Source organism: Acinetobacter johnsonii CIP 64.6, from assembly GCF_000368045.1.
GTDB lineage: Bacteria > Pseudomonadota > Gammaproteobacteria > Pseudomonadales > Moraxellaceae > Acinetobacter > Acinetobacter johnsonii.
Map to the genome: position 1 here is coordinate 327,599 of NZ_KB849236.1, position 15,393 is coordinate 342,991.

A 15,393-nucleotide genomic window follows, 5' to 3' on the forward strand; every position below is an offset into this window, starting at 1 on the left:
GCTATACTCGGACAGATAAAGAAAAACAATATTTGAGTGGTGTATGCCAAATCCGTCATTTTCACAGCAAGATTTCCAAGAGCAATTAAATCAGCCCGATAACCATGCTTTTATCCAAAGTTTGAAACAGTACAGCACTGCGGATTTGGCTGATATTTTAATGGGCCTGCCTATAAATGACCAAATTCGGCTATTGAAACAATTACCACAAGCCAGTTATGTCTTTGAGTTTTTAGCATTAACCGAGCAACAGCAGCTAGCAGCGCAATTGCCTCAGACTTTGCTGGTGAGGTTATTGGCTCATATGCATTCGGATGACCGTACCGATTTATTTCAAAGCTTGGCACAAGAGGTTCAAGGTCAGATTTTTCCGCAGCTAGATGCGCATGTTCAAGCCCAGCTGAAGACCTTGATGGATTATCCAGCCGAGTCTGCGGGTGCAATTATGAGTACCGAGGTCATTACGGTACATGCCGAAATGACCATGCAACAGGCGATTCAACATATACGACAGCATGCAGCGGAAAGTGAAACTTTATATCTCATCTATGTGACCGATGCCTCGCGTTATTTACACGGGGTGATTTCGCTGCGGCAAATTATTCAGTCTCCACCTGAGCAATTGATTGGACAGGTTATGACCAGCCATGTCATTACGGGTTTAGTCAGTGAGGATCAGGAAAGTATTGCACAGAAACTGGCTCATTATGATTTTATGGCTTTGCCCATTGTCGATGAGCAGCAGCGTCTATTGGGGATTGTGACTTATGACGATGCAATGGATGTGGTACAACAAGAAACCACAGAAGATATTCTAAAAAGTAGTGCGGTTGCGGCCAGTCCGCAGATGAGTATTAAAACGGCTCCAATCCTCTTACTGTATAAGAAGCGGGTGTTTTGGTTGGTGTTTCTGGTTTTTGGCAGTTTACTCTCAGGGCTGGGAATTGCGCACTTTGAAGACTTGATTGCGGCACATATTGTTTTGGTATTTTTCCTACCTTTACTGGTGGGAAGTGGAGGAAATGCGGGGTCTCAGTCTGCAACCTTAATGGTACGTGCACTGGCAACGGGCGATGTACATTTTAAAGACTGGTTTTATTTGCTAGGACGTGAAAGTTTGGTTGCGCTGTGTCTGGGCGGAACTATGGCAACTGCTGTTTCCATTTTGGGTTATTTCCGTGGGGACATTCTGGTCGCCGTAGTATTGGCACTGAGTATGATGGGTATTGTGTTGATGGGTTGTCTGATTGGTATGAGTCTGCCGTTTATCTTAAACCGCATGAAACTCGACCCAGCCAGTGCATCTGCACCTTTGGTCACCTCAATTTGTGATGCGTCAGGCGTGGTGGTATATCTGCTGATTGCGTCGCAAATTCTGACCTTGTCTTAAACTTATAAGCAATTGTTTCAGCACAAAGTTAGCACAGAAAAAAGTCATAAAAACCAGCATAATTCAGTGGTTTTATGATGTTAATGTGGTTGAAATGATGGAGGTCAGTAACAACATGCCTGAACCCTTTGAACAAAAAAAAATGAGCCAGCAAGATGTCATTCGTTTAGAGCGTGATTTGGCCAAATATGCCAATATGATGGATTCTGTGGTGCGTATTCCGTTCACCAAGCAGGGTGTCGGTGCCGATGCTGCGTTGAGTACTGTTCCGATTGCTGGGGATATCGCTGGTTTTGCCCTAACGTGTTATGCCATTTATAAAGCTAAGCAAATTGGTGTACCGCAAGAGAAATTGAGTCCAGTATTGAAGCTGGCTATGATTGACGCTGTGGTCGGTTTTATCCCTGTGTTAGGGACATTGTTTGATATTTTTATACGTCCGAGTCGTAAAGCACTGGATGTGGTTCATGACCATATTCGGGAAGAATACCAAATTCATTCAGAGCATCATGTGACGCATCCTTTTCTCCATGAAAAATTGGAAAAGAAACAGCAACAGTCCGCATTTTGGCGAAACCCAGTAGTGGCATGGCTTTGGCTACACATCCCCGATTTGTTTGGCCTGATCTTTTTGGTGTGTTTTATGGGCTTATTGTGGTGGGGTGGTAGTGTGATGTGGCATTGGTTACAGGGACTAAACTTAGGATAGCCACTCATGAAATTTGAAGGTCAGATTACGGCAAATTTGCCAGCGATTGATTTGGCGTGCACTGCTTCATTTTATCAAAGCTTGGGCTTTAATCTGGTTTATCAGTCCCCCGAGTGGATGATTATGCGTTTGGGCGAGATGACACTGGAGTTTTTCCATCATCCGCATTTAGACCCAAATAGTTCATGGCATAGTGCCTGTATTCGCGTAGCGGAGATTCAATCCTATTATGAATACTGGTCTAAAGTGAATTGGTCTTTGTGGGAAACTGCCCGTATGACCGATATTCAGGATTTTGATGAGATCCGCCAGTTTTGCATCATTGACCCAAATGGCAGTTTATTACGCTGCATCGAAGTGACGATTGAATGAAAATGTTCTTATGCCGAGTCACAAAAAAGCCTCCATGCGGAGGCTTTTTCAAATCTAGTGAACGAATTGTTTATGGACAATCGAGCTGTTGTAAAGCAGCAACACGTTGTTCAATCGTTGGGTGGGTTTGGAACAAAGCAGCTAAACTAAAGCCTTGCTCTTGACCTGCCGCGATCGCAAACGCTTTCATTTCTTTAGGCATCGCATCTGGAAGTTGTGACTCGGCTTGTAAACGCAACAAGGCAGAAATCATTGCTTGTTTGCCTGCAAGACGTGCACCTGCTTCATCTGCACGATATTCGCGGTAGCGGGAGAACCACATTACGATTGCAGAAGCTAAAATACCAAAGACAATATCCAGCACGATGGTAATGGCAAAATAAGCTAAACCTGGAGCTTCTCCGTCTTCACGACCAAAGACATTACGGTCAATGAAATCACCTGCGACACGTGCAAAGAACATCACAAAGGCGTTCACGACACCTTGAACGAGCGCCAAAGTCACCATGTCACCATTGGCCACGTGACCAATTTCGTGAGCCAAGACTGCACGAAGCTCGTCTTTATTCATACGCTCAAGTAAGCCGGTAGAAACGGCAACTAATGCATCGTTCTTGTTCCAACCTGTAGCAAAAGCATTAGATTGGTAAGACGGGAAAATACCGACTTCTGGCATTTTAATACCAGAACGTTGCGCCAATTGAGCGACTTCTTGTAACAACCATGCTTCAGCTTGGTTGCGCGGGGCATTTGGGTCAATTAACTCTGTACCAGTTGTTTTTTTCGCCATCCATTTTGACATGAATAGAGAAATCATTGAGCCAACCATACCAAAGACAAAACAGATAACCAGTAGGTTACCTAGATTTAAGCCACCCGCGCCATGGTAACTACCGACACCGAAGAGTGACAAGATAATGCCAGCTACAACCAGTACCGCGAGGTTGGTTAGCAAGAACAAACCAATCCGCATCATTGAGAAAATCCTCTTATAATAAAAAAATAATCTGATTTATAAATCGAAAATCATTGATCTCAATATGAGGTGAAACTCTTCAAAATTCAAGAAAAAATAATAAAACTGCTATAAAAATTATTCTGAAATTTGAATGCGGGCAGAGGCGGTTGCATTGCCTGTGGCATAGGAACCCGGCGCATCAGTAAAACTGCCATCAGCTGCGAGGATAATTTGGCGTGAAGGTGCGCTACGACTCACACTGAGTTGCGTGCTTGGGGAGGAGTCTGTATCGTAATGTGCAGATTGGGCAATGACTTGAGCATTGGCTAGTGTGTTATTTGAGCCTGCAGAGATGTTGATCCCGCCCGCATATAGATTGCTATAGCGGCTACTCACCCGGCGAACATAGTCTTGAGTTTCACGGAAGGGTGGAATACCGCCGTACTTTTGTACATTGCCTTCGCCAGCATTGTAGCCTGCAAGCGCAAGACTGGTGTTGCCGTTAAAGCGTTTCATCAGCCAAGCCAAATACTTGGCACCTGCATTTATATTCTGCTGTGGATCATATGCATTAGAAACATTAAAGCGCCGTGCTGTCGCAGGCATGAGTTGCATAAGACCCTGAGCTCCAACAGGTGAGCGTGCGTTGACATTAAAGCCTGATTCGGTATGCATAACCGCTTTAATTAAGCCTTCAGAAATGCCGTGAGTTTGAGCCGCTTGGCGAATAATGTGGTCAAAAGCATTTTTGTTACGACTATAACTGGGCAACACGGAAGATTCAGAAGCCCCCCAGTTACTATAACTGTGGATATTACTGTCTGGATAATAGGTTTTCTTTTCGACTTTTAAGTTGCTATAACGACTTTGTTTATTGGTTAACAAGGTCGTGCCGTTGGAATCTTTCAATTGGTAGATAGTTTGACCCGCGTGACAATCTAGTGCCATGAACGAAATCGTCATACACCCCAAAACGTAAAAACGACTCAAAAGCAGCTTATTTTTCATTATCTATTATTAATCGTAAAAAAATCGATTTCAGTGACTAGAAATGAGTTTAGCAAAAAAAGAACCGTCTGAAACTATTTTAAGTTTAAAAAATCCATGTCTTTGTAAAAATCAAGTCAAATTGTTGAGCAAGTAATCAAAAAAATAATTAATTTATTTTTAATGAGGATTGCTTGACTGGGTTAAGTTATTGAAATTTAATGGTAAATAAATTGATTAAAAAATAATCAATTTAAATAGAAGCCTTAAAGAGTGGGGGGAACACCCTGTCAAGTCGATTAGAATCCACAAAGTTATCCCCAGCTTTTGTGGAAAAATGTGGAAAAGTCCAAAACATAAGCAGTTCAGCTAAAATATGAACGCAATCGTTCAAAGTTAAACCGATTTCAATACATGAATATGACAGCAATGACAATTCATGAGAATTTACATTCTTTAGGTGCGAGATGGCTGTGAATCGGATAAAATTGCGCGGTATTTTTTTTAAGGTTTAACTCGTCTATGTTCTCGCCAGTTGAGTCCAATCAGGGATTTAATTTTAAACCAGAACTACCCACTAGCTCTGCGTATTATCGTCTGTTGAAAAAGTTACGCCGTCAGGTAGGTCATGCCATTCGCGATTTTAAAATGATCGAAGAAGGCGATAAAGTGATGGTCTGCATTTCCGGTGGTAAGGACAGTTATACCTTGCTCGATATTATGTTGCAGTTTAAACGCATTGCACCGATCAATTTTGATGTGGTGGCTGTGAATTTGGACCAGAAGCAACCCGGTTTCCCTGAGGACGTGTTACCACGTTATTTAGAAGAGAATAATATTCCCTACTATATCTTAGAAAAAGACACCTACAGCATCACCAAACGTTTAACGCCTGAAGGCAAAACCTACTGTGCAGTTTGTTCACGCTTACGCCGTGGCTCTTTATACGGCTTTGCGCAAGAAATTGGCGCGACCAAAGTGGCGTTGGGCCATCACCGTGATGATATCTTGGCGACCTTCTTCTTGAACTTATTCCATGGCGGTAGCTTAAAGGCGATGCCTCCTAAATTGCTATCGTCAGATAAAAAGAACATCTTAATTCGCCCACTGGCTTATGTGGAAGAAAAAGACATTATTAAATATGCTGAAATGCGCCAGTTCCCGATTATTCCGTGTAACTTGTGTGGTTCTCAGGAAAATCTGCAACGTGCCATGTTAAATGACATGTTGCGCGAGTGGGATAAAGCGCATCCAAAGCGTTTACACAGTATTTTTGGTGCCTTGCAAAATGTGTCGCCATCGCAGCTGGCAGACCGTGAGTTATTCGACTTTGAAGCGTTAGATAGCGAACGTGAATTCGACTTTAAAGGTGAAAGTTGTTCAACGGAAGATGAACCGGAGAACAAACGCATTAACATGGTTAATCTTGGCTTTGCAGCAGACTAATTTTGTCAGTTAAGCCAATGCAAAACACCAATCAATGATTGGTGTTTTTTTTATGTGGATGATTTTGATAAACTTTGTATAAGAAATATAAAATATGAACGGTACGTACAAAAAACTTTAGGCACATGTAGGATATACATGCTATAACAATCTCCGAGCATATTTAGCTTCACAATGATGCCGTCTGGATAGGCAGCACACAACGAACAAAGAATTGAGGAAACATCATGCCTGCTTTTTTAACTGATGATTGGTTTTCAACTGTAGAAACATTAACTGCTCAAGCGGGGAATCTGAACCTGCCGCCAGCACTTGCGAATCTTGCAATTAACTTAGTTGTTGCTGACAATGCGGGTAATACCGAATTATCTTTAGATGGCGGCGCAATTAAAAAAGGCTTGTCTTCAAACGCGAAAACAACCTTGAACATGGATGCTGAAACACTACGTAAAGTGTTCCTTGAGTTTGATATGGCTGCAGCAATGCAAGCGTTCATGACGGGTAAAATAAAAGTTCAAGGTGATATGTCACAGTTGATGGCATTGCAAACAGCGAAGCCAAGCCAAGAGCAAAAAGATTTATTTAAGAAAGTGCTTGAGCAAACAGCTTAAGTGTTCTGAAATAAAAAAAGCTTACCTTTATAGGTAAGCTTTTTTTTATGCCGATAGAGAGGATCTTTTAGATATTGACCAACTGCGGCGTGGTTTTAATGTGCTCAAGATAAGCTCGGATACGCGTCACATACTGAAGTGCTTGGCGGTAGCGACCATTCTTCGCTTGGTTATGCTCTAAGTAAGCATACAAATTGAGCCAGTTATTTGGGTCTTTACCTTGTGCCTGAATGCGTTTTTGAATCTGATTCACCGCACCCGGTCCCATATTGTACGCAACCAGTGCATACCAGTTCCGGTCAGGAAAGGGGATATCATCATAGCGACTCAGCATTTGGTCGTAGTACTTGGCACCACCTTGAATGCTTTGCGCTGGATCGGTACGGTTACTCACACCCATGGCTTTGGCTGTGCTATTGGTCAACATCATCAAACCACGTACACCCGTGGGAGAAACGGAGTTCGGCTTAAGATAAGACTCTTGATAACCAATCGCTGCCAATAAGTGCCAATCTAAATCGTACTTTTGCGCTGTGCTTTTAAAACTGGCCTTATAGATTGGCATACGCTGACGCAAATCGCGTTGAATCGTATTCCAGTTTTCAGGCTTCACGACATTACGGTTGTAAAAAGAGGCTAATTGACCAATTGAACCAGATTGTTTACCACGGCAGACAAATCCACTCGCCGTTTGCGTCAATGGATCATTCGCATGTTTAAACACCCAGTTCAGCTCAGTATTGAGGCCATTTTTACGTAAAACGTTTAAATCACCACAAGTAGCAGAAAAGGTTGCGAGACTTTTTTGCTCAATCGTTTGAACACTTGCCGTCGTCATTGCAAAATTTGCTTTGCCCTGTGCTACCCATTTAAGTGCTGTAGCATTATCGGGGACGGTTTTGAAGTCTAGCTTTACATTTAAGCTGTCTGCATAGTTACGTGCAAGGTCATAACCAAAACCATGCAAATGCTGACCATCTTTAAAAACGGTCGTTGGGTTTTCCACTGAAACGACAGTCAATTTATTATGATTGACGACGTTATCATATTGGTAGGTCTTACTTGCATTAATACTATGAAATGGAATTAACAAAGTACTTAAAGCAAGGGCTTTCAACGGGAGAGAGAAAGTTAATGAATTAAGGCAAAGCCTCGATCCAGAAGTTGAACTACTGTGCATGTTGTCTCCGCTACAAGTAATTTATGCCCTAGAACGCAAAGGCAAAAACATGCCTTAAAACGAGTTCAAGTTGTCTAAATTCAATAAGAGGTTGGGCATTCATGACGTCATTCAAAATGACATGGGATTAAGAAGATTATGTAGAAAAACTACATAGATTAAAAAATAGGCAACTAATTTAAGATGTGCGCATAATATATATCAATTTTAAAAGTGTCAAATTTTGTGCAATATTTTTTTGAAAAATGTAACATAACAATTTAATTTAATTCAGGAATTTATTTTATAAACTTCTGTTGTGGAGAAATAAGGGATAAAATAATCCTTTGTTGTAAATCAATAAGCAGATTTAGACGGCATTCATCATGAAATCAAACTTAATTACACGTGCAGGTCACGACAAATTGGTGGCGGAATTAAAGCAGCTTTGGCATGAAGAACGCCCTGAAATTACCAAGAAAGTAAACTGGGCGGCGAGCCTTGGCGACCGTAGTGAAAACGCGGATTATCAGTACAACAAACAGATCTTACGTAAGATTGATCGACGGGTTCGCTACTTGGGAAAACGCCTCGAAGAACTTCGTATTATCGACTTTTCTGAAGAGCAGGCTGGCAAGATTTATTTTGGCGCTTGGGTCGAAATTGAAAATGACGCAGGGGAACAAAAAACCTTACGCATCGTCGGAGTAGATGAAATTTACGATCATCACCCGCAGCACATCTCCATCGACTCGCCGATGGCACGTGCTTTACTGTCCAAACAAGTCGATGATGAAATTGAAGTGTTGACGCCAACTGGAAAAAAACACTGGTATGTCAATTCAATTCGTTATGACAGACCTGAAAGTTCAGAGAACTAAAAGATTTTGTTTTAATTTTAGCCACTTGGTGTGATTTTTGAAGAAAAGTATTTGCCAAGTAGATTGAATGTTTATATGATGTCGCCCATGGAAGCGTGGCAGAGCGGTTTAATGCACCGGTCTTGAAAACCGACGAGGGTGTGAGTCCTCCGTGAGTTCGAATCTCACCGCTTCCGCCAAATTCAAAAACCCTGACTAAGTCAGGGTTTTTTTTATGCCTTTTTTAAAGTTAATTTTTAAAAGATGCCAGAGTTATTGATCAATTTTCCATCCTATAGAGGCTGTAAATTTAATATCTTATTGAGATTGAACATTTTTTAGCTGAATAGTGGCTTTTTGCAGGCCGTGAGATGAAAAATATTTGCCAAAAAATATTTTTATTTATATGATAGCGCCCATGGAAGCGTGGCAGAGCGGTTTAATGCACCGGTCTTGAAAACCGACGAGGGTGTGAGTCCTCCGTGAGTTCGAATCTCACCGCTTCCGCCAAATTATTTTTAAATACAAACTAAAATTAATCAGTAATCAATAACCCAAGTTTAAGTTGGGCCATTACGGCAAGTAGTGTGGGGCACACCACATAGATCGGCAGTGATCAAATTCTAAAAAAAGCAGTTAGACTTTCTCTTACTGCTTTTTTTTATTTAAGGTATTTAACCTTCTTTTATAGTATTCAGCTATAGCTTGAGTTGTCCAACACGATCCCTTTTTAGATTCGCTATTCGTTTTCAGACAAGCAGTTATAGAGACTACACTGCTGTGCCATGTAGTAGTCGTTTTGGTAGATCAGTTTTTCGAAAGTTTCTCAATTTCATCTGAGCGGTTTTTAGCATCCTTCGTTTGGTTTATCTAGCAACTTCTTACATATAAGTTGGAACTACATATGCTTTGTAAAAGTATAGAGCGATTGTTCCGTTTCGCTTTTTATCCACTGTCATTGTAATGGGGTGATTGAAGGGCATTCTTCCGTTTTTGATTCATCTGATATTTCCTTCATTAAATAAGCAAAGGTGACTTGCATATTTTTACAGATTCTATAAATTAGGTAGATCGGTCTACTTAGTTGAGTGTGATGAATACGAAAACTGCGAAACAGAAAATTTTAGATGCAGCCGCGATTTTGTTTTATAACGATGGAATCACCAGTACAGGGATTAACAGCATTACCGATAAGGCTAAAGTTGCCAAAATGTCCTTATATAATAATTTTCCAACCAAGGCTGACTTGATCACCTCTTATATAGAAGCACGGCATCAAGAGTGGTTAGATTTGTATGCACTTCGAAACCAACAAGCGCATACCCCTATTGATAAAATTGTCGCGGTTTTTGAAGCCTATCAAGACCATGCTGAGTTTGCCTATGAAAAAGGTTTTCGGGGCTGTGGTTTGTTGAATGCTGCTGCTGAGTTCCCAGCGCACAGCGCCGAGCGCTTGGCTGTGAAAGCGCATAAGGATGAAATTGAAAACATTATCTCTACACAGCTTGCTCTTATCATTTTGGATGCAGACAAGGTCAAACAAATGGCTTTGTTGTTGTCTTTTGTTTTAGAGGGATCGATTGCGCGAGCAGGCTTGGAAAGCTCGAGTGAAAAAGTACAAGCTGCAACAGCGATGGTGAAAACACTTTTAGTACAGGAAATCAGTACGTGAATCAGTCTGTTTCTGCGGTACCGAATTATGGTTTTATCGCGGTGCTGTTCGCTGCTTTTCTATGGGGAACGACGGGCACAGTCGCATCTTTTGCACCTAATTTGAGTCCTTTGGCTGTTGGTGCTGCCGCCATGGGCGGTGGTGGACTGTTACAGGCACTTTTGGCACGAAAAAGTATTATCTACCATCTGGCACATATCAAAGCCAATGCGGTGATACTCGGTGTAGGCGTAATTGCGGTTTTTATTTATCCTTTGGCCTTTTATTCATCGATGCACTATGCAGGCATCACCATTGGTACGGTCGTGTCGATTGGTACGGCGCCTTTATTTACTGCACTTTTAGAAAGGGTGTTTGACCGAAAAGCACTTTCGATGACATGGCTGATGAGTTTCGTATTGGGAGTGACGGGCGTTGCGCTACTTTCTCTCGGGGAATCACATGCTGTAGCAACCACGGAGCATTTGTCCCAAAATCGACAAATGTTGGGTATTGCTTTAGGGGCGGTTGCGGGATTGACCTATGCTTTATATTCTTGGGCGGCAAAACGAATGATTGACCAAGGAATGGATGCAAAAGCGTCTATGGGGCTCATCTTCGGACTTGGTTCTTTATTATTACTTCCGACTTTATGGATAACAGGTTCAAACTTGTTTGAAGAAAACATCAACCTTTATGTCGTGGGTTATATGATGTTGATCCCAATGTTTTTGGGCTATGTTTTATTTGGATATGGCTTAAAAACCGTGCCTGCCAGTAAAGCTATTACTTTGACCTTGTTTGAGCCTTTGATTGCCGCTGTATTTGCAATCCTGTTGGTGGGAGAACAACTTGCACCAATCGGCTGGATTGGGATGGTTTTAATTTCAATCTGCTTAGCATTGCAGACTAAAGCAAAGTAAATTTTTTGCTTCAGACATTCGTTGGCGCATAAAGCATAATTGCTGGGTGTCGGGAAATCTGATGCCTAGTTGGACTAAGCATCAATTTTATTTCAGTGAAATGGGCTATATACCTTAAATCCTTAGAGGTATTTAAGAATGCGAATGTGTTTGTTTTTATGTTTAAAGGCTGAGAATTTCAACATCAACGGATAGAGAGCCACAGTTAAAATAATCGAAATGAGCCAGAGGGTGGAGACATGATCGACTCCGAAGTATTCGCCATGGGTCGTGCCAAACAGTGCGACCGCAATGAGATAGAGGGCTTTCAGCACATATAAGTGTACGATATAGAAGAACATTGGCACGGAACCAAAGACAATCAAGGGTTTGACCCAAGGTTTACTTTCAACCTTTTGAAGTAACACTAATAGGATTAAACTTAGTCCGACATTCCATAAAATAAACAGCAGCGATGGTGGATACTTGGTCAGATTTAAAAAACTCATAACGGTTTCAGTGCTGGTCGGCATGATTGACCATGCTTGGTCGCCATAGAGATTGATCACTCTTAAAACGATAAATAGATTGATACTGGCAAGCCCGAAGCCTAACAAGATTTGATTTCTTTTTGCGACATCGTCTGTACTGTTAAATATGGTATGACCGATGCAATAGCCGAGGGTAATCACCCCAATCCAAGGCAGTACAGGGTAAGAGGTTCTAAAACGAATCAGATCTCCAAATTCGATCCAACCACGTTCATGCAAAATAAACCACATATTTTGCAGGATCGGCATCTGTGAAAATGACACTTGATCCAGCGCATTATGTCCAAAAATAATGCTGAGACTGATCACCCAGAGCCATTTTTGCGATAGCCCAATCAAGCCTGCTAAAACCACCATACTGAGACCAATGGCCCAAATCACTTGTAAATAGATGACATCGGGCGGGAACTGTCCAGTCCAAGCGAAGTTGATAATGATTAGTTCGAGAAAAATTAGAAATAGACCGCGCTTGAGTAAAAATTCACGGGTCATTTGAACACTGTTGTTTTTTGCTTGGTAAAGATAAGCTGATAAGCCTGTTAAAACCACAAAAACAGGGGCACATAAGTGAGCCAAGATTCGGCTAAAGAAAAGGGATTCTTCGGTTCCTGGAATCAGCATCGGGTCGGGGACTTGCTGGTGGAGATAAAAAGTTTCTCTGACATGGTCGACCATCATAATCAGAATAACCAGTCCTCTGAGGGCGTCAATCGCTTGTAAACGTTGTGAAGGTGTAGACATAAGATGAATTGAAAATTAGTGTTATGGTATAATGTAACATTTATTTCAATCATTTATATCTAAAATTTAATCAGCAAAATTTATATGTAATCCAATGGTTCGAGATGAAGTATCAAAGTTAGATGCATTATTTTATAGACGACTGGTCTATTATTGATTTATAGTGTGGATATGAAACGATCAGATAAAAGTGAAGCAACACGACTACACATTTTAAATAGCAGTTTTCAACTGGTATTACATAAAGGTTTTGTTGGAGTGGGCTTACAGGAAATTCTAAAGAATTGTGATGTGCCGAAAGGTTCATTCTATTATTACTTTGCTTCGAAAGAGGCTTTCGGCTGTGCGCTACTTCAGCAGTATCTGGCCGACTATAAAGTCAAAATCGATCAGCTGATACAGCAAGAACAGCGAAGCGCCTATGCAAGTCTCGTGGCACTTTGGCAAGCATGGATTGATAACCCATCGCATATTGAAAGTGATGTTGAACATCATAGCGATGGGGGATGGGCGGAGAACTGTCTGATCGTCAAGTTGGCAGCAGAAGTCTCAGATTTATCTGAAGATATGCGTCAGATTTTGAACTTCGGGGTGCGTAAGTTAACAGAACGTATTTCGGGTCTAATCCAAGCCGGGCAGCAAGATGGTTCAATTCCAGCGCATATTGACGCTGAAAAAATGGCACAAACCATGTATCAATTGTGGTTGGGAGCAGCTTTATTGGCAAGACTGGCCCGAGATAAGCAGCCCCTTTACCTCGCTTTGGAAACTACCCAACAACTATTACAGCCGATAAAGGAATAGCAAATGCAAAGTATTATTCATCACCATTTTGGTGAACCTGTTGACGTCTTGGAAGCTGCAGATATGCCGCAACCTGAACCGAAAGCGGGTGAAGTACGTATTAAAATGATTCTATCGCCAATGCATAACCATGACGTGTGGACAGTGCGTGGTAGTTATGGTTATAAACCCACACTGCCTGCAATTGGTGGCAGTGAAGCTGTGGGTGTGATTGATGCGCTTGGTGAGGGTGTACAAGGCGTATCGATAGGGCAGCGTGTAGCAGTTGCTGCAGTTCATGGCAGTTGGGCTGAGTATTTTATTGCGCCAGCGCATGGCATAGTGCCTTTAACTGATGCGATTGATGACGAAACGGCAGCTCAGTTGATTGGGATGCCGATCAGTGCACTGATGCTTTTAGATTTTATCGACTTACCAGCAGATTCGTGGTTGATTCAGAACACTGCCAATGGTGCGGTGGGTAAAACCGTGGCAATGATTGCAAAAGCGCGTGGTCAAAAGGTGATTCATTTGGTTCGCCGTACTGAGGCTGTAGCTGAAATGCAGGCCTTAGGCATTCAAAATGTGGTGGCAACAGACCAAGCCGATTGGAAAGAACAAGTCAAAGCGATTCATGCAGATCAGCCACTGATTGCGGGTGTAGACTCCATTGGTGGTCAGGCCAGTGGTGAAATGTTGGCTTTGCTGAGTGAAAATAGTCTATTGGTTTCATTTGGCAGCATGACGGGTGAGACCATGCAGATTTCTTCGGGAGATCTGATTTTTAAACAAGCCACAGTCAAGGGCTTTTGGGCAAGTGTGGTGAATAAGCAATTGTCTGCTGAGCGCAAAAAAGCGTTAATTGTGGAGTTATTGACGCTTGCTGCACAGAAAAAATTACTCCTGCCTGTTGAAGGCATCTTCAGCTTTGCACAAATTAAAGATGCAGCACTGAAAGCGACGCAAGGCGCACGTCAGGGTAAAGTACTTTTGAAACCTTAACCGTTTTCGACTTAGATCAGCTGTGAAGCTGATCTAGCATCATTCATCAAAAATAAGGATAAAGCGTATGATGGGACAGATTTTGATTGCTTTAATTGCACTGTTGCATGTGTATATTTTAGTTTTAGAGATGTTTTTATGGGATAAGCCTTATGGTCTAAAAGCCTTTGGTAATACGCCTGAAAAAGCACAACTGACCAAAGTCATGGCGCAAAATCAGGGCTTATACAATGGTTTCTTGGCAGCAGGTCTATTTTGGGCGCTATGTGCACCCGAAACTTATGCACTGCCACTGGCCAATTTCTTTTTAGGCTGCGTTTTGGTTGCTGGGATTTATGGTGGGTTGACCGCCAGTAAGAAAATTATCTACATTCAAGCCTTACCTGCGGCTGTGGCGTTACTTGCGGTGAATGTTCTCTAAACCAAATGAAACAACTGATTGAGTTCTGCATTAAAAAAGCCAACGTCGAGACGTTGGCTTTTTATTGTGAGTGATGACTTATTTGACTTCAGGCAAATCAAACCAAATCACTTGTGTATCTTCTAAGGCTTTAACCTCGCTTGCGTCTAAAAAAGCAATCGCGTCGCCTGCATGAAGGGTGTGTTCTGCAACTTGGATTGAACCTGAAATTACATGCACATAGTTAATATGCTGTGTAGCTTTAACTTCTAGCATTTGATCTTTTTCAATCACAGCCGTTTTGACTTCTGCATCTTGACGGATATGCATTGCAGCATTGTCATTTGGACCACAGATCACATGCCATTGATTTGGCTGCTCATGTGGATCAAGACGAATCTGCTGATAGGTTGGTGCTGCATCTCTTTGATTTGGGGTAATCCAAATTTGTAGCAAATGTACTGGCTCATCACCCTGATTCATTTCGCTATGCTGTACACCTGTACCTGCACTCATCAGTTGCCATTCACCAGCAGAAATACCACCATGGTTACCCATGCTGTCTTTATGGGTGATGGTACCATTGAGCACACAGGTCAAGATTTCCATATTGTCATGGGGGTGTTGCCCAAAACCTTGATGGCCCGCGATCACGTCGTCATTGATGACACGTAAGGCACTCACGCCCATATATTTAGGGTTATACCAACTGCCAAAAGAAAAGCTGTGTTTAGACTCTAGCCAACCGATATTGACATGACCACGGTCTTGACTGCGATGAATTAAAGCATCCATTTTGAACTCCAATCTTATTTTTAATCTATGGAGTAATTTTAGCGTTTTATATTTGTCGCTAAAATAGTGAATTTGC

At 41.9% G+C, this 15,393-nt stretch carries 16 protein-coding genes and 2 tRNA genes; 13 read left to right on the forward strand and 5 right to left on the reverse strand.

Translation table 11 applies throughout. The features are described 5' to 3' along the window. The first annotated feature begins 43 nt into the window (after window positions 1–43). From mgtE to F986_RS12575, 3 genes are all read left to right on the forward strand, one after another. On the forward strand, window positions 44–1,390 hold the full coding sequence (gene mgtE, locus F986_RS12565; RefSeq protein ID WP_004695636.1) for a magnesium transporter: 1,347 nt from the start codon (window positions 44–46) through the stop codon (window positions 1,388–1,390). Between the two features lie 115 nt (window positions 1,391–1,505). Continuing rightward, window positions 1,506–2,099: a DUF4112 domain-containing protein gene (locus tag F986_RS12570; protein WP_004695639.1), complete on the forward strand. Its 594-nt coding sequence runs from the start codon at window positions 1,506–1,508 to the stop codon at window positions 2,097–2,099. A 6-nt stretch (window positions 2,100–2,105) separates the two neighbouring features. Beyond that, the gene (locus F986_RS12575) at window positions 2,106–2,471 is read left to right on the forward strand and encodes a bleomycin resistance protein (protein WP_004695641.1); all 366 of its coding nucleotides are present in this window, start codon (window positions 2,106–2,108) and stop codon (window positions 2,469–2,471) included. Between the two features lie 70 nt (window positions 2,472–2,541). Here the strand turns inward: F986_RS12575 and htpX are convergent, their stop codons facing one another. Together htpX and F986_RS12585 are read right to left on the reverse strand one after the other, a co-directional pair. Further along, window positions 2,542–3,447 (reverse strand): protease HtpX, encoded by a 906-nt coding sequence (gene htpX, locus F986_RS12580; protein WP_004695643.1) that lies wholly within the window; start codon window positions 3,445–3,447, stop codon window positions 2,542–2,544. 117 nt (window positions 3,448–3,564) lie between these two features. Continuing rightward, entirely contained in the window at window positions 3,565–4,437 is an 873-nt protein-coding gene (locus F986_RS12585; protein WP_004695644.1) for a lytic transglycosylase domain-containing protein, read from the reverse strand. Between the two features lie 501 nt (window positions 4,438–4,938). On the opposite strand from F986_RS12585, the gene ttcA reads away from it, so the two are divergent. Continuing rightward, window positions 4,939–5,862: a tRNA 2-thiocytidine(32) synthetase TtcA gene (gene ttcA, locus F986_RS12590; RefSeq protein ID WP_004695645.1), complete on the forward strand. Its 924-nt coding sequence runs from the start codon at window positions 4,939–4,941 to the stop codon at window positions 5,860–5,862. 227 nt (window positions 5,863–6,089) lie between these two features. Then, entirely contained in the window at window positions 6,090–6,473 is a 384-nt protein-coding gene (locus tag F986_RS12595) for an SCP2 sterol-binding domain-containing protein (protein WP_004695646.1), read from the forward strand. A 67-nt stretch (window positions 6,474–6,540) separates the two neighbouring features. On the opposite strand, the gene F986_RS12600 is transcribed toward F986_RS12595, so the two are convergent. Beyond that, window positions 6,541–7,653 carry an MltF family protein gene (locus F986_RS12600; RefSeq protein ID WP_004695647.1) on the reverse strand — a complete coding sequence of 371 codons (1,113 nt, stop codon included), beginning with the start codon at window positions 7,651–7,653 and terminating at the stop codon, window positions 6,541–6,543. A gap of 365 nt (window positions 7,654–8,018) precedes the next feature. On the opposite strand from F986_RS12600, the gene greB reads away from it, so the two are divergent. The 5 genes from greB (at window position 8,019) to F986_RS12625 (ending at window position 11,066) form a co-directional block, all read left to right on the forward strand. Further along, window positions 8,019–8,513 carry a transcription elongation factor GreB gene (gene greB / locus F986_RS12605; RefSeq protein WP_004695648.1) on the forward strand — a complete coding sequence of 165 codons (495 nt, stop codon included), beginning with the start codon at window positions 8,019–8,021 and terminating at the stop codon, window positions 8,511–8,513. An 89-nt stretch (window positions 8,514–8,602) separates the two neighbouring features. Beyond that, a tRNA-Ser gene (locus F986_RS12610) sits at window positions 8,603–8,692 on the forward strand. A gap of 220 nt (window positions 8,693–8,912) precedes the next feature. Further along, a tRNA-Ser gene (locus tag F986_RS12615) sits at window positions 8,913–9,002 on the forward strand. A 583-nt stretch (window positions 9,003–9,585) separates the two neighbouring features. Continuing rightward, the gene (locus F986_RS12620) at window positions 9,586–10,164 is read left to right on the forward strand and encodes a TetR/AcrR family transcriptional regulator (RefSeq protein WP_004695649.1); all 579 of its coding nucleotides are present in this window, start codon (window positions 9,586–9,588) and stop codon (window positions 10,162–10,164) included. Continuing rightward, window positions 10,161–11,066, forward strand: a complete 906-nt coding sequence (locus tag F986_RS12625) for a DMT family transporter (RefSeq protein ID WP_004695651.1) — start codon at window positions 10,161–10,163, stop codon at window positions 11,064–11,066. The genes F986_RS12620 and F986_RS12625 overlap by 4 nt, the downstream gene beginning before the upstream one ends. Window positions 11,067–11,188: 122 nt before the next feature. Here the strand turns inward: F986_RS12625 and F986_RS12630 are convergent, their stop codons facing one another. After that, complete coding sequence (locus F986_RS12630; RefSeq protein WP_004695653.1) at window positions 11,189–12,337, reverse strand: acetyltransferase domain-containing protein; 1,149 nt, start codon at window positions 12,335–12,337, stop codon at window positions 11,189–11,191. Window positions 12,338–12,508: 171 nt separating this feature from the next. Between F986_RS12630 and F986_RS12635 the strand changes: the two genes are divergently transcribed. From F986_RS12635 to F986_RS12645, 3 genes are all read left to right on the forward strand, one after another. After that, on the forward strand, window positions 12,509–13,141 hold the full coding sequence (locus F986_RS12635; RefSeq protein WP_004695655.1) for a TetR/AcrR family transcriptional regulator: 633 nt from the start codon (window positions 12,509–12,511) through the stop codon (window positions 13,139–13,141). 3 nt (window positions 13,142–13,144) lie between these two features. Continuing rightward, window positions 13,145–14,122, forward strand: coding sequence for a zinc-binding dehydrogenase (locus tag F986_RS12640; RefSeq protein ID WP_004695656.1), 978 nt, complete (start codon window positions 13,145–13,147; stop codon window positions 14,120–14,122). 67 nt (window positions 14,123–14,189) lie between these two features. Beyond that, window positions 14,190–14,543: a DUF1304 domain-containing protein gene (locus F986_RS12645; protein ID WP_004695658.1), complete on the forward strand. Its 354-nt coding sequence runs from the start codon at window positions 14,190–14,192 to the stop codon at window positions 14,541–14,543. 78 nt (window positions 14,544–14,621) lie between these two features. Here F986_RS12645 and F986_RS12650 read toward each other — a convergent pair whose 3' ends face one another. Then, entirely contained in the window at window positions 14,622–15,317 is a 696-nt protein-coding gene (locus tag F986_RS12650) for a pirin family protein (protein ID WP_004695661.1), read from the reverse strand. Window positions 15,318–15,393 lie beyond the last annotated feature (76 nt).